The 23,767-nt window shown below is 74.1% G+C and carries 22 protein-coding genes; 13 read left to right on the top strand and 9 right to left on the bottom strand.

Going from position 1 to position 23,767, the window contains the following annotated elements; translation table 11 throughout:
• Positions 1 to 114 precede the first annotated feature (114 nt).
• From OG403_RS09020 to OG403_RS09010, 3 genes are read left to right on the top strand one after another with little or no spacing between them, the layout of a single operon-like run.
• Positions 115 to 1,383 (top strand): cobalamin biosynthesis protein CobG, encoded by a 1,269-nt coding sequence (locus OG403_RS09020; RefSeq protein ID WP_442910884.1) that lies wholly within the window; start codon positions 115 to 117, stop codon positions 1,381 to 1,383.
• The gene (locus OG403_RS09015; RefSeq protein WP_329562957.1) at positions 1,380 to 2,006 is read left to right on the top strand and encodes a precorrin-8X methylmutase; all 627 of its coding nucleotides are present in this window, start codon (positions 1,380 to 1,382) and stop codon (positions 2,004 to 2,006) included. The genes OG403_RS09020 and OG403_RS09015 overlap by 4 nt, the downstream gene beginning before the upstream one ends.
• Positions 2,003 to 3,490, top strand: a complete 1,488-nt coding sequence (locus OG403_RS09010) for a precorrin-2 C(20)-methyltransferase (RefSeq protein WP_329562955.1) — start codon at positions 2,003 to 2,005, stop codon at positions 3,488 to 3,490. The genes OG403_RS09015 and OG403_RS09010 overlap by 4 nt, the downstream gene beginning before the upstream one ends.
• 222 nt (positions 3,491 to 3,712) lie before the next feature.
• Here the strand turns inward: OG403_RS09010 and OG403_RS09005 are convergent, their stop codons facing one another.
• On the bottom strand, positions 3,713 to 4,648 hold the full coding sequence (locus tag OG403_RS09005; protein ID WP_329562953.1) for an SDR family oxidoreductase: 936 nt from the start codon (positions 4,646 to 4,648) through the stop codon (positions 3,713 to 3,715).
• A gap of 53 nt (positions 4,649 to 4,701) precedes the next feature.
• On the bottom strand, positions 4,702 to 5,475 hold the full coding sequence (locus OG403_RS09000; protein WP_329562951.1) for a cobalt-precorrin-6A reductase: 774 nt from the start codon (positions 5,473 to 5,475) through the stop codon (positions 4,702 to 4,704).
• A 23-nt stretch (positions 5,476 to 5,498) separates the two neighbouring features.
• On the opposite strand from OG403_RS09000, the gene OG403_RS08995 reads away from it, so the two are divergent.
• Both OG403_RS08995 and OG403_RS08990 read left to right on the top strand, forming a co-directional pair.
• Positions 5,499 to 6,635 (top strand): cobalt-precorrin-5B (C(1))-methyltransferase, encoded by a 1,137-nt coding sequence (locus tag OG403_RS08995; protein ID WP_329562950.1) that lies wholly within the window; start codon positions 5,499 to 5,501, stop codon positions 6,633 to 6,635.
• Positions 6,636 to 6,642: 7 nt separating this feature from the next.
• Entirely contained in the window at positions 6,643 to 7,173 is a 531-nt protein-coding gene (locus OG403_RS08990) for a hypothetical protein (RefSeq protein WP_329562949.1), read from the top strand.
• Positions 7,174 to 7,187: 14 nt separating this feature from the next.
• On the opposite strand, the gene cobM is transcribed toward OG403_RS08990, so the two are convergent.
• A complete protein-coding gene (cobM, locus tag OG403_RS08985) occupies positions 7,188 to 7,943 on the bottom strand; it encodes a precorrin-4 C(11)-methyltransferase (protein ID WP_329562947.1) in 756 nt (251 codons plus the stop codon).
• A complete protein-coding gene (gene cbiE / locus OG403_RS08980; protein WP_329562945.1) occupies positions 7,940 to 9,196 on the bottom strand; it encodes a precorrin-6y C5,15-methyltransferase (decarboxylating) subunit CbiE in 1,257 nt (418 codons plus the stop codon). The genes cobM and cbiE overlap by 4 nt, the downstream gene beginning before the upstream one ends.
• Before the next feature lie 239 nt (positions 9,197 to 9,435).
• Here cbiE and OG403_RS08975 point away from each other — a divergent pair, with 239 nt between their 5' ends.
• On the top strand, positions 9,436 to 10,401 hold the full coding sequence (locus tag OG403_RS08975) for a DMT family transporter (RefSeq protein WP_329562943.1): 966 nt from the start codon (positions 9,436 to 9,438) through the stop codon (positions 10,399 to 10,401).
• Here OG403_RS08975 and OG403_RS08970 read toward each other — a convergent pair.
• Positions 10,355 to 11,485: a lactonase family protein gene (locus OG403_RS08970; protein ID WP_329562940.1), complete on the bottom strand. Its 1,131-nt coding sequence runs from the start codon at positions 11,483 to 11,485 to the stop codon at positions 10,355 to 10,357. The genes OG403_RS08975 and OG403_RS08970 overlap by 47 nt on opposite strands.
• Before the next feature lie 163 nt (positions 11,486 to 11,648).
• On the opposite strand from OG403_RS08970, the gene OG403_RS08965 reads away from it, so the two are divergent.
• The gene (locus OG403_RS08965) at positions 11,649 to 12,173 is read left to right on the top strand and encodes a GNAT family N-acetyltransferase (protein WP_329562938.1); all 525 of its coding nucleotides are present in this window, start codon (positions 11,649 to 11,651) and stop codon (positions 12,171 to 12,173) included.
• Between the two features lie 54 nt (positions 12,174 to 12,227).
• Here the strand turns inward: OG403_RS08965 and OG403_RS08960 are convergent, their stop codons facing one another.
• On the bottom strand, positions 12,228 to 13,478 hold the full coding sequence (locus OG403_RS08960; RefSeq protein ID WP_329562936.1) for a glycosyl hydrolase family 8: 1,251 nt from the start codon (positions 13,476 to 13,478) through the stop codon (positions 12,228 to 12,230).
• 255 nt (positions 13,479 to 13,733) lie between these two features.
• On the opposite strand from OG403_RS08960, the gene OG403_RS08955 reads away from it, so the two are divergent.
• A complete protein-coding gene (locus OG403_RS08955) occupies positions 13,734 to 15,170 on the top strand; it encodes an FAD-dependent oxidoreductase (protein WP_329562934.1) in 1,437 nt (478 codons plus the stop codon).
• Between the two features lie 7 nt (positions 15,171 to 15,177).
• On the opposite strand, the gene OG403_RS08950 is transcribed toward OG403_RS08955, so the two are convergent.
• Entirely contained in the window at positions 15,178 to 15,852 is a 675-nt protein-coding gene (locus tag OG403_RS08950; protein WP_329562932.1) for a Tat pathway signal sequence domain protein, read from the bottom strand.
• 88 nt (positions 15,853 to 15,940) lie between these two features.
• Positions 15,941 to 16,912 (bottom strand): hypothetical protein, encoded by a 972-nt coding sequence (locus OG403_RS08945; protein WP_329562930.1) that lies wholly within the window; start codon positions 16,910 to 16,912, stop codon positions 15,941 to 15,943.
• Between the two features lie 363 nt (positions 16,913 to 17,275).
• On the opposite strand from OG403_RS08945, the gene OG403_RS08940 reads away from it, so the two are divergent.
• The 5 genes from OG403_RS08940 (at position 17,276) to glmS (ending at position 21,826) form a co-directional block, all read left to right on the top strand.
• Complete coding sequence (locus OG403_RS08940; protein ID WP_329562928.1) at positions 17,276 to 18,085, top strand: TetR/AcrR family transcriptional regulator; 810 nt, start codon at positions 17,276 to 17,278, stop codon at positions 18,083 to 18,085.
• 176 nt (positions 18,086 to 18,261) lie between these two features.
• On the top strand, positions 18,262 to 18,903 hold the full coding sequence (locus OG403_RS08935; protein WP_329562927.1) for a DUF6230 family protein: 642 nt from the start codon (positions 18,262 to 18,264) through the stop codon (positions 18,901 to 18,903).
• A gap of 248 nt (positions 18,904 to 19,151) precedes the next feature.
• Complete coding sequence (locus OG403_RS08930) at positions 19,152 to 19,547, top strand: DUF6114 domain-containing protein (protein WP_329572196.1); 396 nt, start codon at positions 19,152 to 19,154, stop codon at positions 19,545 to 19,547.
• Positions 19,548 to 19,635: 88 nt separating this feature from the next.
• Entirely contained in the window at positions 19,636 to 19,923 is a 288-nt protein-coding gene (locus OG403_RS08925) for a hypothetical protein (RefSeq protein ID WP_329562926.1), read from the top strand.
• Positions 19,924 to 19,999: 76 nt separating this feature from the next.
• Entirely contained in the window at positions 20,000 to 21,826 is a 1,827-nt protein-coding gene (glmS, locus tag OG403_RS08920) for a glutamine--fructose-6-phosphate transaminase (isomerizing) (protein ID WP_329562925.1), read from the top strand.
• A 75-nt stretch (positions 21,827 to 21,901) separates the two neighbouring features.
• On the opposite strand, the gene OG403_RS08915 is transcribed toward glmS, so the two are convergent.
• On the bottom strand, positions 21,902 to 23,668 hold the full coding sequence (locus OG403_RS08915) for a glycoside hydrolase family 15 protein (RefSeq protein WP_329572194.1): 1,767 nt from the start codon (positions 23,666 to 23,668) through the stop codon (positions 21,902 to 21,904).
• Between the last annotated feature and the right edge of the window lie 99 nt (positions 23,669 to 23,767).

Genomic DNA, 23,767 nt, shown 5'->3' with positions numbered 1-23,767 from the left:
GGGACCGACAGGCGGGCTCCGACGGCCGACGGGCGGCTGGGGCGGGTGCGGCGCGGTGTGGCGGAGATGCTGATCACGCCTGGCAGGGGGCATACGTGCGGTCCGATCATCGGTATGCTCGCCGCCATGTCTCCCTCACCCGACGCCCTCGAGCCTGCCGCTGCGCGGATCGGCCTGGGCCGGGACCGGGGACGTGACGACGCCTGCCCGGGCGCGCTGCGGCTGCACGCCGCCGATGACGGGGCGTTGGCCCGGGTCCGGGTGCCCGGCGGGCTGCTGTCGGTGGCTCAGACGCGGGCCCTGGCACTGGCCGCCGAGGAACTGGGCGACGGCGCGCTGGAGGCCACCTCGCGCGGGAACGTCCAACTGCGCGGGCTGCGCGCGGACGCGGGCACGGAGTTGGCCCGGCGGCTGCGCGCGGTCGACCTGCTGCCCTCGGACTCGCACGAGCGGGTGCGCAACATCGTCGCCTCGCCGCTGGCGGGGCTGGACGGCGGTGCGGACCTGCGGCCGTGGGTGCGCGAACTGGACGAACTGCTGCTGGCGAGCGGGACGGCCCGGGAGCTGTCCGGGCGCTTCCTCTTCGCGCTGGACGACGGCCGCGGCGACGTGGCCGCGCTGGACGCGGACGTCACGCTGATCGCCCACCCCGACGGCCCGCTGCTGCGGCTGGGGCGGGCCGCCACCGTGCTGGACGCGGTCGGTCCGGCGACGGCGCTGCGGGCGGCCGAGGAGTTCGTGCGGCTGCGCAGCGGCTCCTGGCGGATCCGCGAGGCCGACCCGGACGGCACGCTGCTCGCCGGCCGCCTCGGCCTGGCCCCCAGGCCACTGCCCGCGCTGCCCGGCAACCGCCCGGCGGTCGGCGCCTTCGGGCCCGGCGACGGCGTCGGGTCCGGCGTCTGCGTCGGCCTGCGGTTCGGGCGCGGCGCCGCCGCCCAGTGGCGCCTGCTCGCGCAGCACGCGCGCACCGAACTGCGGGTCACCCCGTGGCGTGCGGTGGTGCTGCCCGGCGCCGGCGCCGAGGCGCTGCCCGCGCTCGCGGCGGCCGGGCTGCGCACCGACCCCGCCTCACCCTGGACCGGCGCCACCGCCTGCACCGGCGCACCCGGCTGCGCCAAGTCGCTGGCGGACGTGCGGGCGCACGCCGCAACGGCACTGGACGCAACGGCACTGGACGCGGCGGCACTGGACGCGGCGGCGGCTGGGGAGCTGCGCCCGGTGCACTGGTCCGGCTGCGAACGGCGCTGCGGCCACCCGGCCGGCCCGTTCGTCGACGTGCTGGCCACCGGCGACGGCTACCGCGTCTCCCACCTCGGCAGTGCAATCGAAGTGACGAACCAACAGATGGCGGCAGCGGTCGCTGCGGCCCGGAGGACCACGTGATCGAGTACGAGAAGGACGGCGCGGCGATCTACCGCGAGTCCTTTGCCACCATCCGCGCCGAGGCGGACCTGGCGGGCCTGCCGGCCGACGTCGCCCAGGTCGCGGTGCGGATGATCCACGCCTGCGGGATGACCGACCTGGTCGCCGACCTGCTCTGGACCCCCGGCGTGGTGGCGGACGCCCGGGCCGCGCTGCGGGCCGGCGCGCCCATCCTGTGCGATGTCTCGATGGTGGCCAGCGGGGTGACCCGCAAGCGGCTGCCCGCCGACAACGAGGTCATCTGCACCCTCTCCGATCCGCGGGTGCCGGGCCTGGCGGCCGAGCTGGGGACCACCCGCAGCGCGGCGGCCATGGAGCTCTGGCTGGACCGGCTGGAGGGCTCGGTGGTGGCCGTCGGGAACGCGCCGACCTCGCTCTTCCGGCTGCTGGAGATGATCGAGGCGGGCGCGCCGCGCCCGGCCGCGGTGATCGGCGTGCCGGTCGGCTTCGTCGGTGCCGCCGAGTCCAAGCAGGCGCTGGCCGAGCACCCCTCGGGACTGGAGCACCTGGTGGTGCGCGGCCGGCGGGGCGGCAGCGCGATCGCCGCCGCCGCGCTCAACGCGATTGCGAGTGAGGTCGAATGACGGGCCGGCTCTACGGGATCGGGCTGGGCCCCGGCGATCCCTCGCTGCTCACCGTGCGCGCCGCCGAGCTGATCGGCAAGGCCGACGTGATCGCCTACCACAGCGCCCGGCACGGCCGGTCGATCGCCCGGTCCATCGCCGAACGGTATCTGACGGGCAGTCAGCTCGAGGAGAAGCTGGTCTACCCGATCACCGTGGAGACCACCGACCACCCCGGCGGCTACCGGGGCGCGCTGGAGGACTTCTACGAGGAGGCCGCCGCCCGGCTGGCCGCCCACCTGGACGCCGGCCTGGACGTGGCGGTGCTCGCCGAGGGCGACCCGTTCTTCTACGGCTCCTACCAGCACATGCACAAGCGCCTCGCGCACCGCTACCCGACCGAGGTGGTCCCTGGCGTCACCTCGATCAGCGCCGCCGCCGCCCGGCTCGGCACCCCGCTGGTGGAGGCGGAGGAGGTGCTCACCGTCATCCCGGGCACGCTGCCCGAGGAGGAGCTGACCGCCCGGCTGGCCGCCACCGACTCCGCCGTGATCATGAAGCTGGGCCGCACCTTCCCGACCGTGCGCCGCGCGCTGGAGCGCTCGGGCCGGCTGGACGAGGCCCGCTACGTGGAGCGCGCCACGATGCCGGGCGAGCGGACCGCGCCGCTGGCGGAGGTGGACCCGCAGACCGTGCCGTACTTCTCGGTCGCGGTGCTGCCGAGCAGGATCAACCACCCCAAGCCCGAACCGGAGCAGGGCGAGGTGGTGGTGGTCGGCACCGGCCCCGCCGGTCCGCTCTGGCTGACCCCCGAGGCGCGCGGCGCGCTCGCGGGCGCCACCGACCTGGTCGGCTACACCACCTACCTCGACCGGGTCCCGGTCCGGGCCGGTCAGCGCCGGCACGGCTCGGACAACAAGGTCGAGGCCGAGCGCGCCGAGTTCGCGCTGGACCTGGCCCGGCGCGGCCACCGGGTCGCGGTGGTCTCCTCCGGCGACCCGGGCGTCTTCGCGATGGCCACCGCCGTACTGGAGGCCGCCTGCGCCGAGCCCTACCGCGAGGTCCCGGTGCGGGTGCTGCCCGGGATGACCGCCGCGCACGCCGCCGCCTCCCGGGCCGGCGCGCCGCTGGGCCACGACTACGCGGTGGTCTCGCTCTCCGACCGGCTCAAGCCCTGGTCGGTGGTCGCCGAGCGGCTGCGCGCGGCGGCCGCGGCCGACCTGGTGCTCGCGCTCTACAACCCCGGCTCGCGCAGCCGCACCACCCAGGTGGGCCTGGCCCGCGACCTGCTGCTGGAGCACCGCGCGGCGGACACCCCCGTGGTGCTGGCCCGCGACGTCGGCGGCCCGACCGAGCGGGTGCGCACCGTGCGGCTGGGCGAGTTGGACCCGGCCGAGGTGGACATGCGGACCATCCTGCTGATCGGCTCCTCGCAGACCCAGGCGGTCGACCGGGGCGACGGCACCGAGGTGGTCTGGACCCCGCGCCGCTACCCGGAGCGCTGAGCCCCGAGCGCTGAGCCCGGCGGTCCGGGATGCCGCCAGGGTTTGGCCGCAACGTCAACCCCACGCTGTACGCGGCCCGGTGGCGTGGCGCCTGTCGTCCCTGAACGGGGACGGGCGCCCGCCTCGTCGGGCCGCTCACGGGGGAGGCCCGGTGTGGCGGGGCACACCGCCCGTCCCCGTTCGGTCCGGGAACGAGGCGGCGGCGCACCCGCCCGTCCCCGGTCAGGCCGGGAAGGCCACGCCCGTCAGCTCCTCCGACTGCCGCCACAGCCGGACCGCGGCAGCCAGCTCGGTCGCCCGCCTGGGCACCCGGGCCGCCGCCGGCAGACCGGCCAACTCGCCGATCCCGTCCGGCCCGTAGTACCCGCCGCCGACCGCCGCCGCACTGGTCGCCGCGACCAGCAGCGGCAGCGCCCCGCGCGCCGGGTGCTGGCAGACCCCGGGCACGTTCATCATCAGGGCCTGCGGGTTGAACGCCCCTGGCGCCCGCCCGAGCCCGTGGCCGCTGATCGCGATGTTGGTCCGGGACGACCCGGGGTGCGCGGCGATGCTGCGCACGCCCCAGCCCTGCCGGGCGCTGAGCCGGTCCAGCTCCAGCGCGAACATCAGGTTGGCCAGCTTGGACCTGGCGTAGCTGCCCATCGGGCGGTAGCGGCGCTCGCCGTTGAGGCCCGGCGGGTCGAGCCTGGCCAGCCAGAGCGAGAGGCTGGAGACGGTCACCACCCGGGGCGCGGCAGCCGCGCGCAGCAGCGGCAGCAGGCGGCCGGTGAGCGCGAAGTGGCCCAGGTGGTTGGTGCCGAACTGCAGCTCGAAGCCGTCCCTGGTGGTGCACCGGGTCGGCACGCCCATCACCCCGGCGTTGTTGATCAGCAGGTCCACCGGTCGGCCGCGCTCGTGCAGCACGTCGGCGAAGGAGGCCACCGAGGCCAGGCTGGCCAGGTCCAGCGCCATCACGCTGACCCGCTTCCCGCCGTCCGCCCGGATCCGCTCGGCGGCCGACTCGCCCCTGGCCTCGTCCCGGACCGCCAGCACCACTTCCGCGCCCGCCAGCGCCAGTCGGCGCGCGGTCTCGAACCCTATTCCGCTGTTCGATCCTGTCACCACGGCCAGCCGGCCGCGCTGGTCAGGTACCGCGATGTCCTTGATCCGACGGGCCATCACCGGTTCCTCTCGACTCTGCACGCCACTGGCACGTCCCCTTCGGCAAGCGCTCAGCCGTCCGCTGGTCCGGACGACCAGACGTTACCGGAGACCACCCCCAATTCGCCCAGTACTCCGGCCACATCGGCCACTTCTCGGACACCGGCGGGCAGCGCGGGCCGCCGCACGATCAGCACCGGCAGCCCCAAGTCGCGGGCCACCGCCAGCTTCGGCGCGGTGGCCGCGCCGCCGCTGTCCTTGGTCACCAGCACGTCGATCCGGTGCTGCCGGAAGACCGCCCGCTCCTGCTCCGCGCGGAACGGGCCGCGCTCCAGCAGCACCGTCAGCTCCGCGGGCAGCGGCGGGTCCGGCGGCTCCACCGAGCGGGCCACCAGGTGCACCCCGGTGACCCCGGCGAAGGCGGACAGGCCCAGCCGCCCGGTGGTCAGCAGCGCCCGCCTGCCCAGCGTCGGCAGCACGGTCGCGGCCTGCTCCAGTGAGTCGACCCAGTGCCAGCGATCACCGGCAACCGGGACCCAGCTGGGCCGACGCAGCGCGAGCAGGGGAACATGGACGGCGGCGGCCGCCTCGGCCGCGTTGCGGCTGATCACCTGGGCGAAAGGATGCGTGGCGTCGATGAGGGTGTGCACCTGCTGCTCGCGCAGCCAGTCGGCCAGGCCCGCCGGGCCGCCGAAGCCGCCCACCCGCACCTCGCCCGGCGGCAGCCGCGGACTGCTCACCCGTCCCGCCAGCGAGCTGGTCACCCGCAGCCCGGGCGACGGCGCCAGCGCCTCGGCCAGCTGCCGGGCCTCGGTGGTGCCGCCGAGGATCAGGATGTGCCGCACGCGTGTTCCCTCCGGAGCGATGAATGTCTGAGGTTACCGGCGGTCGCGCCGGCCAGCTCTCCAGCAGCGGCCTGCGGCCGGGCTGGACCACCGGCGCCTGTGCCACCGCCGCCACCACGGCCGCCTACACCGCGCTGCTCACCGGCGAGTTCCCCGACCCGGTGACGATCACCCTGCCCAAGGGCCAGCGGCCCGCCTTCGCGCTGGCCGGAGAGGAGTTGACGGAGCATCAGTTCGCCATGGCCGCCGTGGTCAAGGACGCCGGCGACGACCCGGACGTGACCCACGGCGCGGTGATCCGGGCCACCGTGCGGCACGGCGCCCCCGGCACGGGCGTGGTCTTCCGGGCCGGGCCGGGGGTCGGCACGGTCACCAAGCCCGGCCTGCCGCTGCCGGTGGGGGAGCCCGCGATCAACCCGGTGCCCCGGCAGCTGATGCGCGAGGCGGTGGCGGGCGTGGCCGCCCGGCACGGGAGCGGCGGGAGTGCCGCCGACGTCGAGATCGAGATCTCCATCGACCACGGCGCCGAGATCGCCCGCAGCACCTGGAACCCGCGCCTGGGCATCCTCGGCGGCCTCTCGGTGCTCGGCACCACCGGCGTCGTGGTCCCCTACTCCTGCTCCGCCTGGATCGACTCGATCCGCCGCGGCATCGACGTGGCCCGCGCCGCCGGCCACACCCACGTGGCGGGCTGCACCGGCTCCACCTCCGAACGCGTCGCGACCGCCGAGTACGGCCTGCCCGAGGACGCCCTGCTCGACATGGGCGACTTCGCGGGCGCCGTGCTCAAGTACCTGCGCCGGCACCCGATCCCACGCCTGACCATCGCGGGCGGCTTCGCCAAACTCTCCAAACTCGCCGCCGGCCACCTCGACCTGCACTCCGCCCGCTCCCAGGTCGACAAGACCTTCCTCGCCGACCTCGCCCGCACCGCCGGCGCCGACCCCGACCTGGTCGCGGCGGTGGCCGCCGCCAACACCGGCCTGCAAGCGGTGCAGTTGTGCGGCGCGGCCGGCGTCCCACTGGGCGACCTGGTGGCGAAGGCGGCCCGGGGCACGGCTCTCGGGGTGCTGCGCGAGGCGCCGGTGGCGGTGGACGTGATCTGCATCGACCGGGCGGGCGCGATCGTGGGGCGCTGCGAGGCGGCTTCCACGTTCTAATGTGACCATGGAAAATCCACTCTGGGGCGTGCTGTCCGCACACGTGCGGGATCGAATCGATGAGTTGCTTTTGAAGGGCCATCGGATCCAGGCGGTCAAGGTGATCCGCGACGCCGCCCCGGAGCCGCTCCCCGGCCTCCCCGAGTGCCTGGACCTGCTCGGCGAGCGCTACGCCGCACTCGGGAAGCCCGTTCACCGCGCGCCGACCGCACCCTTGAACGTCGACACCCTGGCCGCCCGGGTCGAGGCAATGCCCAGCCGTCCGGCGGCGATCGAGGCGCTCTGGGACGGCGACACCGAGGGGTGGTGCGTGCACCTCGTCGCCGTCACGACCGCACCGAACACCGAGCACAGCCTGGCGCTCATCCGGTTCGGCGGCGACCTGCGCCTGTTCAACGGCGCGGTCCCGCCCTGGCCGGAGGCGGTGGCGGCGAGCACGGTCGGGCGCGCGCTGGCGGAGCGCTTCGCGGTGCCGTTCCACTTCGCCAGCCCCGAGGTGCCGGACGATGCGGCGGCGCGTTGGTGGGACGGCCGGTGACGGTCCGCCTGTCGCTACGGCAACTGGCACTCCCGGTCCCGCTCCGTCGAGTACAGGTGGCTGTCGCGGAACTGCTCCGCCCCCAGCGTGCGCCCGACCAGGATCACCGCCGTGCGGACCACGCCCGCCGCCTTCACCTGGTCGGCGATGTCGGCCAGCGTTCCGCGCAGCACCAGCTCGTCGGGGCGGCTGGCCATCGCGACCACGGCCGCCGGGCAGTCGGCGCCGTAGTGCGGCAGCAGCTCCGCCACCACCCGGTCGACGTAGCGCGCCGCGAGGTGCAGCACCAGCAGGGCGCCGCTGCGGCCCAGGGTGGCCAGGTCCTCGCCCTCGGGCATGGGGGTGGCCTGCTGGGCGATCCGGGTCAGGATCACCGTCTGGCCGACCGTCGGCACGGTCAACTCCCGCTTCAGCGCTGCCGCTGCGGCGGCGAAGGCGGGGACGCCGGGGACCACCTCGTAGGGCACGCCGACCGCGTCCAGGCGCCGCATCTGCTCGGCGACCGCGCTGAAGACCGAGGGGTCGCCGGAGTGCAGCCGGGCCACGTCCAGGCCGGCCTGGTGTGCGGCGACCAACTCGGCGATGATCTCGTCCAGGTTGAGCTTCGCGGTGTCGACCAGCCGGGCGTCCGGCGGGCATTCGGCCAGCAGCTCGACCGGCACCAGGCTGCCCGCGTAGAGGCAGACCCCGCAGCGCGCCAGGGTCCGGGCGCCGCGCACGGTGATCAGGTCGGCGGCGCCGGGGCCGGCGCCGATGAAGTAGACGGTCACAGGGCTTCTCCAGCTTCCGGTGCTTGGGATTTGACGACGGACCACTGGGTCACGGGCATCGCCTGCCGCCACCCGGTGAACCCGCCCACCGGGACCGCGTGGGCGACGGCCAGGCGCAGCAACTCGCCGCCGTGGCGGCGGTACCACTCGGTGAGCAGGGCCTCCGACTCCAGGGTCACGGTGTTGGCGACCAGCCGGCCGCCGACCGGCAGGGCGGCCCAGCAGGCGTCGAGCAGCCCCGGGACGGTGAGTCCGCCACCGATGAACACCACGTCGGGCGTGGGCAGTTCGGCCAGTGCGGCAGGTGCGGCGCCGGTCACCACGCGCAGCCGGGGCACGCCCAGCGCCGCCGCGTTGCGCTCGATCCGGGCGGCCCGCACCGGGTCGCGCTCGATGCTGACGGCCTGGCAACTGCCGTGCGCGCGCAGCCACTCGATGGCGATGCTGCCCGAACCGCCGCCCACGTCCCAGAGCAGCTCGCCGGGTGCGGGCGCGAGGGTGGCAAGCGTCGCCGCCCGGACATGACGCTTCGTCAGCTGGCCGTCGCTCTCGTAGAGTTCGTCGGCCAGGCCGGGGGTGAGGGCGGGGCGGACGGTGCCGGGTGCGGCCCGGCAGGTCACAGCGACCAGGTTCAGCGGGTCGCCGGGCGGCTGCGTCCACCCCGCCGCCGTGCCGCTCGCGCCGAGCCGCTCACCGGCGCCGCCCAACTGCTCCAGCACCCGCAGCTCGCTCGCCCCGTAGCCGCGCTCGGCCAGCAGGGCGGCGACCGTGGCCGGGGTGCTCGCGTCGGCGCTGAGCACCAGCAGCCGCCGCCCGTCGAAGAGCGCGCCGGCCAGCGCCGCCGGGTCGCGCCCGACCAGGCTGACCACCGCCGTCTCCTCCACCGCCCAGCCGAGCCGCGCGCAGGCGTGGGAGACCGAGGAGGGATGCGGCAGCACCCGCAGCCGCCCCGCGCCCAGCTCCTCGGTGAGGGTGCGCCCGATCCCGTAGAACATCGGGTCCCCGCTGGCCAGTACCGCCACCCGCCGCCCGTCGAGGGAGGCGAAGAGCCCGGCCACGGCGGGCCGCAGCGGCGAGGGCCAGGCGACCGGCTCGGCCGCCAGCTCGCCCGGCAGCAGCGCCAGTTGCCGGGGGCCGCCGACCACCACCTCGGCGGCTCGCAGCGCCTGCCGGGCCACGGTCGACAGACCCTCCCAGCCGTCCGCGCCGATGCCCACCACGGTGATCGATGGGGCCGACAGGGCGCTGCTCAACGGGGTCTCCTCCCAGCTCCGGACAGGTGCACCGGGGCAGCCTACCGGGCGGTCACCGGTCCGCCCCGGGCGGTGGGTAGGCTGGCGGGTATGCCGACGAGCGCTGTTCTGCCACCTCCCGCCGCCTGAGCGGGCGGCGAGGCCACTGAGTGACTGAACCGGGGTGCGCCCCCGGGCGGTCGGTGCTGCCCGCAGACGGGATCACGCGACCAGTTCACGTCATCGGTGGGAGAACACCCGTGTCCGTATCTCGATCACCCCTGTCCGCAGACCGGGGTCTGCTCTACCTGCTGCTCTCGGCCGCCTCCTGGGGCACCGCCGGGGCCGCCGCCGCACTGCTCTTCGGTTCCAGCGGGCTGGGCCCAGTGGCGCTCACCTTCTGGCGCTCGGCGGGCGGCACCGCGCTGCTGCTGCTCCTGCGGCTGCTGCGGCGCCGACCGGCCGGGCCCACCAGGGCACTCGATCTCGCCGTCAACGGAACGGGTCTGACGCTCTTTCAGATCGCCTACTTCGAGGCCGTGCACGCCACCGGCCTGGCCGTCGGCACGGTGGTCACGCTCGGCGCGGCCCCCGTCCTGGTGGCGCTGGGGGCCGGGCTGCTGCTGCGTGAACGCCTGGGCGGGGCAGGTGCGGTGGCGGTGCTGGGCGCGCTCGGCGGGCTCGCGGTGCTGATCCTGGGCGGCACCGGCGCGGGCACCACGGTGCGCGTCCCCGGGGTGCTCTGGGCGCTGCTCTCGGCGGCGGGCTACGCCTGCATCACGCTGTACGGCCGGGCCACCGCCGCGCGCCCCGGGCCGCGCCCGGACGCGCTGACCACCACCCTGCACTCGTTCCTGATCGGCTCGGTGCTGCTGCTGCCGTTCGCGCTCGCCGAGGGGCTGTGGCCGAGCCAGCACCACCTGGGCCGGACGCTGGTGGTGCTCCTCTACCTGGCCGCCGTGCCCACGGTGCTGGGCTACGCGCTGTACTTCGCCGGCGTCACCGCCGTGCGGGCCACCACCGCCGCGGTGATCGCGCTGATCGAACCGGTCAGCGCGACGGTCCTCGCGGTCACCCTGTTCGGCGAGCGGCTGGCGCCGGCCACCCTGGCCGGCGCCGCGCTGCTGCTGCTCTCGGTCACCGCGCTGGCGGTGGCCGAGACCCGGCAGGCCGCCGCCGTCAGAGCGCGACGATCCCCTCACCGCCCATGCCGTCCGGCACGGTGACCGAGCCGATCCGGGTCAGCGAGCCGTCCGCGTGCACCTGGAACTCGTCCACCACGCCCTGGGCGCCGGTCTGCACGTAGAGGTGGTGGCCGTCGCCGGAGACGGCGGCGTCCACGGTGCCCGGGTCGGTCGCGGTGTTGCCGAGCGCGGTCAGCATGCCGTTCCCGTCCTCCCGGAAGCCGGACAGGCTCCCGCTGCCCGCGTTGGAGGCGTACACCTTGTCACCGGCGGCGACCAGCCAGCAGGTCGCCGCCTGGCCGGTGGGCACCTGGCCGAGCGCGGTCAGGTGCCCGTCGCGGCCCACCGAGAACGAGGCCACGGCTTCCGGACCCACCTCGGTGACCAGCAGCCGGCCGTGGGCGTCGAAGACGAAGCCGAACGGCACCGCGCCCGGCTCGGCGTTCACCACCGGCATCGCCGCCGGGGCGCCGCCGCGCCCGAGCGGGAAGACGTCGATGCTCTGGCCGCCCGCCTTGGTGGTGACCACCAGGTCGCGGCCGTCCGGGGTCACCGCGAGCTGCCCCGGAGTGTGGGTGAACTGCGGCACGGCGGCCGGGTCCAGGCCCAGCGTCCGGTGCCAGCCGGCCACCTGGCGCAGCCGCTCGCCGACCCGCTCGAAGCCCTGCACCGAGCCGCCGCCCTGGGCGTTGAGCACGTAGACCTGGTTGCCGTGCACCGCGACGCCGACCGGGAAGCTGCCGCCGGAGGGGAGCACCTGGGTGCGGGTCAGCCGGTCGCCGTGCACCGCGAAGACGGTCACCGTGTCGCTGCCCGCGTTGACGGCGTAGAGCAGCTGGTGGCGCGCGTCGTAGGTCAGCGAGCCCTGGGAGGCCAGGTGGTCGACCATCGAGCCCTGCAGCATCCCGCCGCGGCCGCCGGTCGGGTAGACGCCGGCCTGGTGCAGGCTGCCGTCCCAGCCGTGGGTGTAGGCGACCACGGTGTTGCCGCCGGCCGCGTCGCTCTGGACGAAGACCGGCGAGCCGGCGGCCGCCGAGGCCGAGCCGGCGCCCAGCGTCAGGCCGGCGAGTGCGAAGCCGGCCGCGGCGGCCAGGGCCGTGACGGAACGCAGAACGGAAGAACGCATGGCTGTCTCTCCTCGAGGAGGTCCGGGAACTCGGTGACCACCACGCTAGGCGCCGATGCGGCCTGAATTGCGCTCACGGCGCTGGCCGTTCGCGGCTCGTAAGAACTCTGCGGCGGCGCCCGGTGCGCTGTGGTCCAATGAGCCCGACCGAATGGAGAGGATCATGACCGTGCCACTGACGGTGACCCTGGGCGACCCCGACGGCCTGCTGCTGCGCCCCTGGACGGCGCAGGACGCGCAGGCGCTGCTGGCGGTGGCCGGGGACCCCGAGCTGCGCGCCCGGCTGCTGACCCTGAAGGTGGCCGACCGGGCCGACGCGGACCGCTGGCTGCAGGCGCAGCGCCACGGGTGGGAGCAGGGCGTGCGGTTCAGCTTCGCGGTGCTGACGGGCGATCGGCTCGCCGGGCAGGTGGTGCTCAAGCGCCCCGATCCCGCCTCGGACACCGGCGAGGTCGGCTACTGGACGGCCGCCGCCGCGCGCGGCCAGGGGGTGGCCTCGCGCGCGGCGGAACTGCTCACCGACTGGGCGCTGAGCGCTCACGCCCTGCGGCGGTTGGAGCTCTACCACGCGGTCGACAACTCCGCCTCCTGCCGGGTGGCGCAGAAGGCGGGCTATCCGCTCGAGGCCGAACTCCCGCCCCAGCCGCGGTGGCCGGACCCCGGGCACCTGCACGTGCGGGAGCGCTGAGACGGCGCCGGCCGGGCTCGGGGGCCCGGCCACCGCCCTGTGCCCCAAAGGCTGTTACGGCTTCCAGTAGTCCCCGGCCATCACGATGTACACCAGGGTCTTGATGGTCTCGCCGTAGTACCCGTCACCGAACGGGTTGCTGCCCAGCTGCTTCCAGATCGCGTCGGTCCACGCCTGGTCGCCCGCCGCCATCGCCGCCGGGCCGACCGAGTCGCCGGCCTCCTCGGCCTGGTCGCTGGTGCTGTAGGGCGTGCAGTTGAGCTTGGTGTGCGGGTAGACCTTCTGCGGGTTGCCGCCCGACTCGCCCTTCAGGCAGGCGGATTCGAGCTTGGCGGTGCGCAGCGAGACGGCCGCCGTGCTGCCGCCGTAGAGCAGCGCGTCGGTGCCCAGGTGCCAGGGCACCCGGATCGAGTTGTAGCCGACGATGTTGTCCGGCTGGTCCTCCTGGTAGTCGGCGGGCGCCGGCTTGGGGCTGCTGGTGTTGGCGTTCACCACGAAGTCGGAGAGCAGGCCGGCGCTCGGGGAGTTGGACTTGGTGAACGAGCTGATCACCGCCTCGGTGCGCTGGATCACCTTGTTCCAGTCGTGCGAGGTGTCGTAGGCCGCGAAGGCCCGCAGGTGGTCGAGCATCATGTCGGACGGGCGGGTGTCGGTGTTCGGCCCGTCGTCCTCGCACTTCAAGTGCCCGTCCGGGGCCACGTCGTGGGCGTAGAAGGAGGCCAGCCAGGCCTTGGCGTCGGCGGTGTAGCCGCCCCACTGCTTGTCGGCCAGGATCAGGCCGTAGCCGATGTCCAGGTCGCCGTCGGTGGCCGCGTCCGGGGTGCCGCCGCTGTAGTACTGGCAGCTCTTGCCGTCCAACTGCCACTGCATCAGGCCCCACTGGTCCTTGTGGTCCTTGACCAGCTGCCACAGGCCGTTGAACTCGCTCTGCGCGTCGGGGTCGTAGCCCGCCATCAGCGGCACGATGTTCATGCCGTAGCCCTGGCCCTCGGAGACCGGGCCGTCGTTGCGGGCGTCGTCGTCGCCCTTGGTGGAGACGTAGTACTCGTTGCTCGCGCAACCGTGGTGCAGGTAGGTGGCCTTCCAGGAGTTGTACTCCTTCTCCACGGCGGCGTCCCGGGCGGACTGCGAGGCCGAGGGCATGACGCCGACCTGGTAGCTCACATGGGTCGGGAACGGGTGGGCGGTGCTCGCGGCCCCGGCGGGGGCGGCACCGGCCAGGCCGAGGCCGAGCGCCGCGGTGGCCAGCGCGGTGCCGGCGGCGAGCAGCGGGCGTGCGGAGGCGAGCGGGAACTGACGTGGCATCAGGGACTCCTCGTGGGGGATGAGAAGCAGATGAGGGAAAGTTAGGAAAGCTTCTTTATCAATCACGTCCATGTCAATACCCGCGGGTCACTTGACTTCTGACCGACCCTGGATCGCCCGCATCCGCGCAGGTCGGGCGGGAGTCGACCGAACCGCCAAGTGGTGATCGTGACAGGCTGGAGACCTGTCCGGCGGATGGCGGACGGCGGACGGCGGACGGCAGGCCGAAGCGGCGCGAACGGGAGCGGAGCGGACATGGCGGAGCAGCTGGTGGTCATCGGTGGGGACGCGGCCGGCATGTCCGCCACCGCGCAGGCCCGGCGGCGGCGTGGGGCCGAGGAGTTGCGGATCACCGCCTTCGAGCGTGGTTCGTTCACCTCGTACTCGGCCTGCGGCATCCCGTACTGGGTCGGCGGCGAGGTGGCGCGGGCCGAGGAGCTGATCGCCCGCACCCCCGAGCAGCACCGCGCCCACGGCATCGACCTGCGGCTGCGGACCGAGGTGACCGAGCTGGACCTGGCCGGGCGCCGGGTGCGCAGCCGCGATCTGGCCAGTGGCGCCGAGGCGTGGCACCCGTACGACCAACTGGTCATCGCCACCGGCGCCGAGCCGGTCCGCCCCGCGCTGCCGGGCTTCGACGCGCCCGGCGTGCACCTCGCGCACACGCTCCCGGACGGGCGGGCGCTGCTCGACACGCTGGCCGCCGTCGCCCCGGTCGAGGGCGGCCCGGTCGAGGGCGGCCAGGGCGAGAGTGGCCGGCGACGCCGGGCCGTGGTCGTCGGCGGTGGCTACATCGGCATCGAGATGGCCGAGGCGATGCTGCTGCGCGGTTACCGGGTCACCCTGGTGCACCGCACGCCCGAGCCGATGCCGGGCCTGGACCCGGACATGGGCGCGCTGGTCCGGCGGGCGATGACCGACCTGGGGATCGAGGTGGTCCCGGCGGCCGAGGCGAACGAGGTGCTGCTCGGCCCGGACGGGCGCCCGCGCGCGGTGCGCAGCACGGCCGGCGAGCACCCCGCCGACCTGGTGGTGCTCGGCCTCGGGGTGCGCCCGCGCACCGGGCTGGCCCGCGCGGCCGGCCTGCCGCTCGGGGTGCATGGCGGGCTGCGCACCGACGAGCGGATGCGGGTGCTGGACGCCGGCGGCGAGCCGATCCCCGGGCTCTGGGCCGGCGGGGACTGCGTGGAGGTGCGCAACCTGGTCTCCGGGCGGCACCAGCACGTCGCGCTGGGCACCCACGCCAACAAGCACGGCCTGGTGATCGGCAGCAACCTCGGTGGCGAGGAGGCGGCTTTCCCGGGCGTGGTGGGCACCGCGATCACCGGGATCCGCGGCCTGGAGATCGCCAGGACCGGGCTGAACGAGCGCGAGGCGACGGCGGCCGGCCTGGACTGGACCGCCGTCGTGATCGAGTCGACCGCGCGGGCCGGCTACTACCCGGGCGCGGCGAAGCTGACCGTCAAGCTGCTGGCCGAGCGGGGCAGCGGGCGGCTGCTCGGCCTGCAGATCGTCGGCGGGGCGGGCGCGGCGAAGCGGATCGACGTCGCCGCGGTTGCGCTGGGCTGTCGGCTGACGGTGCGCGAGCTGGTGTTCCAGGACCTGGCCTACGCACCGCCGTTCTCCCCGGTCTGGGACCCGGTCCTGGTGGCCGCCCGGAAGGCGGTCGCCCAGCTCGGATCGCAGAAGTGACTCAGCGTCAGTTCACGTACACCGAGGGGCTGCCGGACTGGCTGGTGTCCTGCACCGGGCCGTAGGCGGCGGTGAAGTACCCGGCGGCGAAGCAGGTGCCGGGTCCGCTGCTGAGGCCGAACGACTGGTTGCTGAAGCTGATGGTCTGCGCGGTGTTGTCGGTGGTGCCCGACAGGCTGGTCGGGTTGGCCTGGTAGGTGCAGGTCACGCTGCCGAGCAGGGTGCGCAGCTTGATGGTGGTCTGGATCGGCCCCGCGCTGCCCGGGCTGAGCGTGACCGGGTTGCCGCTGCCGTCGCCGACGCTGTTGGTGTAGCTCAGGTTGTTGACGGTGACGCTGGTGACGCCCGTGACGCCGGGGATGTTGACGGCGCTGCAGCCCCCGAAGGTCTGGCTGTTCAGCGTCTCCACGGCGGTGCCGGGCGCGGTCGGGTTGCTGGTCACGGTGGCGCTGAAGGCGGAGGACGAACACTTCACACCGGTGCCGCCGGCCGCGGTGGAGTAGAGGGTGGCGTAGGAGCCGCTGGGCAGCGAGGCGGTGAGCACGTCACCGGCGGCCACCGCGGTGCCGCCCGCGCTGCCGTAGGTCAGCACGTTGGCGGAGGTGGCGGAGGCGGGCAGGGCGGTCAGGGCGGCGAGTGCGGCGGCGGCGGTGGCCGCGCCGAGGTAGAGACGCTTTCGCACGGGGTTCCTCGTTTTCTGGTGGGGGAGGACGTACGCGCGGTGGGGGCGCGCACGGGTCTGGTGGGGGTTTGACGACAGGCCCCAGCGCTCAGTGGCGGGCGGCGGCACCCGGCGTCTGCCCGGCCGAGGCGCTCAGCGAGGCGGTCAGGTCGCTCAGGCTGCTGTCCAGGGCGAGCGTGGTGTCGGTCTGCTGGAAGTTCACCGAGCCCTGGCCCGCGTTGGACGGGATGCCCATCGTCCAGTCGATGATCGGGTCGAGGATGCCGCCGAGCCCGCAGCCGGAGGCGCCCGGCACGCTGAAGGTGTTGTCCACCAGCGCGGCGCCGGTGAACGAGGCGATCAGCGTGCTGTGCCCGTTCGGGTCGTTGTTGACGGCGATGGTCCCCGGGTTGCCGGTCATCGGCTGCCCGGGCGCGGGCGGGGCGGTGGTGCCGGTGGTCGGCTGCAGCAGGATCGGCGAGCTGTCGGAGCCGATGTAGCAGTTGTTGCCGAAGAAGGCGTTGGACAGGTGGAGTTTGACCGGCAGTTTGAAGACCGGGTACGACTCGCCGGCCGCCAGCGGGGTGAAGTCGGTGACCGGGCCAGCGAGTTCGACCTGTGCGAAGACGCTGGTGATGCCCGGCAGGAAGTTGATGATGCCGGGGATGGCGATCTGGGCCGGCTGGGCGGTCAGCAGCTGCGTGCCGGTGGGGGCGACGGTGGCGTACTGGTTGGCGGTGCTGCCGTCGGGGAAGGTGACAACCGGGGCGGACTTGTCCCAGTAGACCCCGAACTGCAGCGTGATCGGCGAGGTGAGGGGCACGGTCGTGGACCCGATGGTGAAGCTTCCAGCGTTGGTGACCGAGACCACGCAGCCCACCTGGAGGTTGCTCGGGTCGGTCATCGCGGGTGCGCCGACCGGGCAGTCGCCCATGCCGGTGTACGGGCCGCCGGGGGCGGCGGGTGCCGCGGCCTGGGCGGGCGCGGCGGCGGCCAGCAGCGCGGCGGCCGCGGCGAGCGCGAACGCGGGCAGAAGTCGCTTGCGGGACACCATTGTTGAGGGCAGCGGGGTTCGGGGCACGGTGGGACTCCTCGTGGCACGGGTGGGTGGACGGGAGTGCGGGCGCGGCCGGGCCGGGTACCGCCGGACCGCTCGGCGCCACGAGCGGTCCGGCATCCCGGTTGCCGCAACCGGGAGGGCCGGCCCGGCGGCTGCCACCGCCGATCACCGACGCCCATGGGGAGCGGGGCGGGCCGGCCGGTCCCGTTGGCCGAGCCGGTCGAGCCCCGGGGTCTGTCTGACAAATTCCCGCCGGGCGCCGCGAACTGTCAGACAGACCCTGCACGACGCCGGGGCGGAGCAGCCGCGACAGCGCCGGAAAAATTGAAAACCTGGGAAGGTTCTAAACCTGCCTCACGCCAGCGTCAAGGGATGGTGCGGAAGTTGCAGACAAATCTTGAATCCGGCGAACTCCTGGGAGTCACAGGAGACTTCATCCTTCCCGGCACGCGCAGTGGTCGCGATCCGGCCCGCTCGATCCGGCGCGGCCCGAGCCGGCTGCCGGCCGAGGTGGTGGCCGCCACCCAGCGCGAGCGGTTGCTGGACGGGGTGGTCCACACGGTGGCCGCCTGCGGCTACGCGCGGGCCCGGGTGAGCGACATCTGCCAGGCCGCCGGGGTCACCAGACCGGTCTTCTACGAGCAGTTCAGCGGCAAGGAGGAGGCGTTCCTGGCCGCGCACCGGCACGGTACGGCCGTGGTGATCCGGCGGATGGAGGAGGCCTTCGCGGCGCGGACCGACTGGTGCGACGGGTTGCACGCGGCGCTGCGGGTGGTGCTGGCGATCCTGGCCGAGGTGCCGGCCTTCGCGACGGTCGCGGTGGTCGAGGTGGACGCGGTGGGGCCGGCCGGGCGGCTGGTGCGCGAGCAACTGCGGGTGCGGATGCGGCGGTTGTTCGTCGGCTGCCCCAGGCCGCCGGACGGGGTGTCGGGCGAGCTGCTGGTGGACACCGTGGTGGGCGGCATCTACTCCACCATCTACCGCTATATCGCCGCCGGTCGGCACGCCGAACTCCCGGACCTGCTACCCACGTTGGCGCACTTCGCGCTGACCGCCTTCCTCGGGCCCGCGGCGGCGGCCCGGCGGGTGGCGCAGGCCGAGGCCGCGGGGGTGAGTTGGCGCAAGCCGCTGCTGCCGTGCGTGCGGGAGGAGGCGGCCGACAGTGCGCAGGCCGGGGCGAGCGCGAACCCTTGACCCTCCGCTTACCCCGAGGTAACTTCCAGTCAGCTGCCACGCTATTGGCCACGATCACGAAATCCCCTGCCAGGGAAGGTAGTTGATCACCCACCAGACGGCCGAGCGTGGGCTGTCCGCGCCAGGACAACGTGCCGATGTGATCACAGGTCCCCCACTACCTCCCTGGAGCATTCATGGCTCGGTCCGAAGAGCTCACCGCGGAACCAGCCGCCGCGGCACCCGTACCACGCGGCCGGGTCCGGCTGCGCCGCGCGGCGCTGATGGCGATCCCCGCCTGCGTGGCCGGCGGCGTCCTGATGGCACTCACCGCACAGGGCGTGCTGGCCGCTCAGTTCTCCATCTCCGGCATGCCGTTCACCGTCACCGCCGACCAGCTGAACGGCACCGGCTTCGAGCAGTTCGGCGGCATGGACAACATGATCGACAACAGCCCGAACGCCGGGAACACCGGTGGCCAGGTGCTGGTGGCGGTCTCCGCGATCAAGACCGCCACGCTGACCAACCTCTGCCAGAGCGTCAACCTGGGCGGCACCAACCTGAAGATCACCGCCGGCGGCGGCAGCACCCCGGTCACCGCGACCGGCCTGACCACCGACTCGGACGTGCTCTCCGGCGACGCCCAGTTCACCAACATCCAGATCGGCGGCGACGCCAGTACCTTCACCGAGGCGGGCGTCCAGGGGCCGGCGGGCGTCTTCGGCCAGCAGGCGGACACCGTGATCATCAACAACCTGCGGCAGGACAACTGGGCCACCACGGCGGCCTCCTTCACGCTCCCCGGCCTGCACCTGAGTTTCAGCGACACGGGCTGCTGAGCATGACGGACGCCCCGACGGCGGGGGCGGACACGCCCCCGCCGGAGCCCGGCGAGCCGCAGCCGGCCGCAGCGCCCGAGGCGGCCGAGCAGCTCGCCTTCGCCATTGCCGAGCCGCCCGCCGCCGAGCGCGCCGCCGAGCCGCCCGCCGCCGAGCGCGCCGCCGAGCCGCCCGCCGCCGAGCCCGACCCCGCCACCGAGACCACCTCCGAATCGGCCCCCGCCCCGGACGCGGCGCCACCCCCACCCGTGCCAGGCCGCTCCTTCAAGGCCTGGCGCGGTCGCCGCCCGTTCTGGGGCGGGGTCCTGGTCACCCTCGCGGGCGGCGAGATCCTGCTCACCATGAAGGCCCCGCTCCCGGTGATCCTGCACGTCGGCATGCAGGGCCTGGCGGGCTTCCTGGTCCCGCTGGTCCTGGTGCTCTGCGGCCTGCTGCTGCTCTTCAGCCCCGCCCAGCGCCTCTTCTACTCGGTGCTGGCCGTGCTGCTCACCCTGGCCACCTGGGTCACCTCCAACCTCGGCGGCTTCCTGCTGGGCCTGCTGCTGGGCCTGATCGGCAGCACCCTGGCGTTCGGCTGGCTCCCCGAGCAGCCCGCCCGCCGCCGGCTGCTCGCCCGTCGCAGGGGTGCCCCGTCGCCCCAGTAGGCCCTCCGTGTGACGGGAACTGAGATTCCTGCCCGATTCCGGGCAGGGATCTTTGTTTTTTCAGCTCCTCAACCTAGGCTCACTCTCCGTGCCGATCTCACCGCAACCAGCCCAGCCCCTCTTCGCGGACCTGCTCGCGCACCTCACCAGGACCAGCGTGCTGGGCCCGGCGGAGGCTGGCCGAGTGGTGGCCGAGGTGCTCGCGTACTTCTCGGAGACCACGACCGAGTTCGTCCAGCGGCGGCACGGCGAGTTGCAGGCCCGCGGCCTGACCAACGAGCAGATCTTCGCCCGGATCGCCGAGGAGCTGCCCGCCCGCCGGGTGGCGGCCCCGGAGCTGTCCGCCCGCCAGCTGCGCCGCATCGTCTACGGCTGAGCACCGCGGTCCTCGGCCGCGCCCGTCCGTTCGTCACTCTCAAGGTTGCCCCTCACCCTCAAGGAGCCCGTCCAGCATGTGCGGAATCGTCGCTTACATCGGTCCCAAGGACGCCACCCCCTTCCTGCTCGAAGGTCTGCAACGCCTGGAATACCGCGGTTACGACTCCGCCGGCGTGGCCGTCACCGGCAAGGGCAGCGGCCTCAAGCTGCGCAAGGCCAAGGGGCGGGTCGCCGACCTCGCCGCCACCGTGCCGGCCCGCTTCAAGGGCACCACCGGCATCGGCCACACCCGCTGGGCCACCCACGGCGAGCCGAGCGACGCCAACGCCCACCCGCACCTGGACAACGCGAGCCGGATCGCCGTCGTGCACAACGGCATCATCGAGAACGCCGACCAGCTGCGCGCCAAGCTGACCGCCGAGGGCGCGGTGTTCGGCTCGGAGACCGACACCGAGGTGCTGGCCCACCTGATCGCCGCGCACAGCGCCGAGGGCGCCGACCTGGAGGAGGCGGTGCGCGCCTCGCTCGCCCTGGTGGTCGGCACCTACGGCATCGCCGTGGTCGACGCCGAGCAGCCCGACCGGATCGTGGTGGCCCGCAACGGCAGCCCGATCGTGCTCGGGATCGGCGAGAAGGAGATGTTCGTCGCCTCCGACGTCGCCGCGCTGGTCCGCTACACCCGCCAGGTGGTCCACCTGGAGGACGGCGAGCTCGCGGTGATCCGCGCCGACGGCTTCCGCACATACACCGAGGACGCGCGTCCGACGAACCGTCAGCCGTCCACCGTGGATTGGGAGATCGACTCCTACGACACCGACGGCTACTCGCACTACCTGATCAAGGAGATCCACGAGCAGCCGGGCGCCGTCGAGCGCACGCTGAGCGGCCGGCTCGACGAGCGCTTCGCCACCGCGCACCTGGGCGGGCTCAACATGGACGCCCGCGAGCTGCGCGAGATCCGCCGGGTGAAGGTCATCGGCTGCGGATCGGCCTACTACGCCGGGCAGATGGGCGCCCAGCTGATCGAGGAGCTGGCCCGGATCCCGGCCGACAGCGAGCCGGCCTCCGAGTTCCGCTACCGCAACCCGGTGATCGAGGCGGACACCCTCTACCTCGCGATCAGCCAGTCCGGCGAGACCTACGACACGCTGGCGGCCGTCCAGGAGATCAAGCGCAAGGGCGGCAAGGTGCTCGGCGTGGTCAACACGGTCGGCAGCGCCATCGCCCGCGCCTGCGACGGCGGCATCTACCTGCACGCCGGACCGGAGATCTCGGTCGCCTCGACCAAGGCCTTCACCTCCACCGTGGTCGCCTTCGCGCTGCTCGCCCTGCACTTCGGCCGGATCAACGACCTCTCGCCGGCCGACGGCCGCCGGATCGTGGCGGGCCTGAAGGCGCTGCCCGGCCAGATCCGCGAGATCCTGGAGCAGGAGAAGGAGATCGCCGCGCTGGCCGCCGAGTACGCCGACTGCCAGGGGATGATGTTCATCGGCCGGGTGCGGGGCTACCCGGTGGCCCGTGAGGGTGCGCAGAAGCTCAAGGAGATCAGCTACGTGCACGCCGAGGCCTACCCGGCCAGCGAGCTCAAGCACGGTCCGCTGGCCCTGATCAGCCCCGAGATCCCCACCGTGGCACTGGTGCCGGACGACGAGCTGCTCGACAAGAACCTCACCACGCTGGGCGAGATCCGGGCCCGGGCCGGCCGGGTGCTGGCCATCGCCCACCGCGCGCCGGACGCCAAGCTCGCCAACCACACCGTGCTGGTGCCGAAGAACGAGCCCGAGCTGGACCCGCTGCTGCTCAACATCCCGCTCCAACTCCTCGCCTACCACGCCGCCGTGGTGCTGGAGCGGGACGTCGACAAGCCGCGCAACCTGGCCAAGTCGGTCACCGTCGAGTAGTCCGCCCCGCGTCGCTGCGGGCCCCTGCCGTCCACCGACGGCAGGGGCCCGGGACGACGGCCGCGCGCCGGACCGTCACCCCTGGCCGGCCAGCGTGAAGGCCGCGTTCACCAGCGCCACATGACTGAACGCCTGCGGGGTGTTGCCGAGTTGGCGCCCGGTGAGCGGGTCCCACTCCTCCGAGAGCAGTCCCAGGTCGTTGCCCAGCCGCACGGTGCGCGCGAACAGCTCCCTGGCCTGGGCCGGCTCGCCGATCGTCGCCAGTGCGTCGGCCAGCCAGAACGAGCAGGCCACGAAGGCCCCTTCCTGCCCGGCCAGCCCGTCGGGCGCGTCGGCCCGGTAGCGTCGCACGTACCCGCCGTGGTCCAGCCCCTCGCGCACCGCCGCCACCGTGCGCCGCACCCGCGGATCGTCCGGCGGCAGGAAGCCGGTCTTCGCCACGAAGAGCGCCGCGGCATCCAACTCCCGCCCGCCGTAAGCCTGGACGAACACACCCTGGGACGCGTCGTAGCCGTTGGCGCAGACGTCGGCGTGGACGGCCGCGCGCATCGCGCGCCACTGCTCGACCGGAGCCGGCAGCCCGGTGGCCTCGGCCAGCCGCACCGCGCGGTCCGCCGCCACCCAGCACATCACCTTGGAGTGGGTGAAGTGCTGCCGCCGGCCCCGCACTTCCCACAGGCCCTCGTCCGGTTCGCGCCAGTGCTCGGCCAGGTAGGCCATCAGCGCCTTCAGCAGCCCCCAGACCTGGCGCTCCATCGGCACCCCGGCGGCCCAGGCCAGGTGCAGGGTGTCCACCACCTCGCCGTAGACGTCCAGTTGCAGCTGCCCGACCGCCGCGTTGCCGAACCGCACCGGCGCGGAGTCCGCGTACCCGGGCAACCAGGAGGCCTCGGTCTCCGGCAGCCCGCGCTCGCCCGCCACCCCGTAGACGGCCTGCAGGTCACCGGGGTCGCCCGCGATGGCCCGCAGCAGCCAGCGCCGCCAGGCCGCCGCCTCCTCGCGGAAGCCGCCGCGCAGCAGGGCCGAGAGGGTCATGCTGGAGTCCCGCAGCCAGCAGTACCGGTAGTCCCAGTTGCGCTCCCCGCCCAGCACCTCGGGCAGGGCGGCGCTGGGCGCGGCCACGATCCCGCCGGTCGGTGCGTAGGCGAGCGCCTTGAGGGTGATCAGCGAGCGCAGCACCGCGTCCCGCCACGGCCCCTGGTAGCGGCAGCCGTCCGACCAGCCCTGCCAGCGCGCCGTGGTCTCGCGCAGCTCCTGCTCGGGGTCCACCCGCCGGGTGCCGGTCCGGTGCGAGGGCTGCCAGGTGAGGGTGAACGGCAGCACCTCCCCGGCCCGCACGGTGAACTCCGAGCGGGTCGCGCCGTCCTGCCCGAAGGTGTGCACGCCCGGGGGCACCCGCAGCCAGGCCGCGTCGGGCCCGGCCACCGCCACCCGGTGGTGGTCGGTGCGCCGCACCCAGGGCACCACCCGCCCGTAGTTGAACCGCAGCCGCAGCTCCCCGGACAGCTCGACGGCGCCGCGCAGGCCGGTCACGATCCGGATCAGCCGCGGCTCGTGCTCGCGCTGCGGCATGAAGTCGGTCACCCGTACGGCCCCGTGCGGGCCCTCCCAGCGGGTCTCCAGGACCAGCGTGCCGGGGCGGTAGGCGCGCTCCACCCGGTAGTCGCCGCCGGTGGGGGCCAGCCGCCAGTGACCGTGCCGCTGGTCGCCGAGCAGGGCGGCGAAGCAGCTGGGGGAGTCGAAGCGGGGCAGGCAGAGCCAGTCGACCGAGCCGTCCCTGGTCACCAGGGCAGCGGTCTGCAGGTCACCGATCAGGGCGTAGTCCTCGATGTGTCCCGCCATGCCGCCATTCTCCGCCGCGCCGGCCGCCGGGCGCGCGGAGCAGGTCAGCGGCGGGTGGCGCGCGCTGTTCCGGCGCCCCGGGGGCCGCCCGCCGTCGGT

This window comes from Kitasatospora sp. NBC_01266 (assembly GCF_036242395.1).
In the GTDB taxonomy this organism is placed as follows: Bacteria; Actinomycetota; Actinomycetes; order Streptomycetales; family Streptomycetaceae; genus Kitasatospora.
Note: the sequence above shows the minus strand (reverse complement) of the source record. Positions and strands in the feature narration are given on the sequence as shown.

Excerpts from the sequence above, each read along its gene's own strand:
- OG403_RS08990 (WP_329562949.1), top strand. The coding sequence starts at position 6,643 with ATGGAAAATCCACTCTGGGGCGTGCTGTCCGCACACGTGCGGGATCGA.
- OG403_RS09020 (WP_442910884.1), top strand. The coding sequence starts at position 115 with ATGCTCGCCGCCATGTCTCCCTCACCCGACGCCCTCGAGCCTGCCGCT.
- OG403_RS08935 (WP_329562927.1), top strand. The coding sequence starts at position 18,262 with ATGGCTCGGTCCGAAGAGCTCACCGCGGAACCAGCCGCCGCGGCACCC.
- OG403_RS08965 (WP_329562938.1), top strand. The coding sequence starts at position 11,649 with ATGACCGTGCCACTGACGGTGACCCTGGGCGACCCCGACGGCCTGCTG.
- OG403_RS08960 (WP_329562936.1), bottom strand. The coding sequence starts at position 13,478 with ATGCCACGTCAGTTCCCGCTCGCCTCCGCACGCCCGCTGCTCGCCGCC.
- OG403_RS08995 (WP_329562950.1), top strand. The coding sequence starts at position 5,499 with ATGTCTGAGGTTACCGGCGGTCGCGCCGGCCAGCTCTCCAGCAGCGGC.
- OG403_RS08955 (WP_329562934.1), top strand. The coding sequence starts at position 13,734 with ATGGCGGAGCAGCTGGTGGTCATCGGTGGGGACGCGGCCGGCATGTCC.
- OG403_RS08915 (WP_329572194.1), bottom strand. The coding sequence starts at position 23,668 with ATGGCGGGACACATCGAGGACTACGCCCTGATCGGTGACCTGCAGACC.
- glmS (WP_329562925.1), top strand. The coding sequence starts at position 20,000 with ATGTGCGGAATCGTCGCTTACATCGGTCCCAAGGACGCCACCCCCTTC.
- OG403_RS09005 (WP_329562953.1), bottom strand. The coding sequence starts at position 4,648 with ATGGCCCGTCGGATCAAGGACATCGCGGTACCTGACCAGCGCGGCCGG.
- OG403_RS08970 (WP_329562940.1), bottom strand. The coding sequence starts at position 11,485 with ATGCGTTCTTCCGTTCTGCGTTCCGTCACGGCCCTGGCCGCCGCGGCC.
- OG403_RS09010 (WP_329562955.1), top strand. The coding sequence starts at position 2,003 with ATGACGGGCCGGCTCTACGGGATCGGGCTGGGCCCCGGCGATCCCTCG.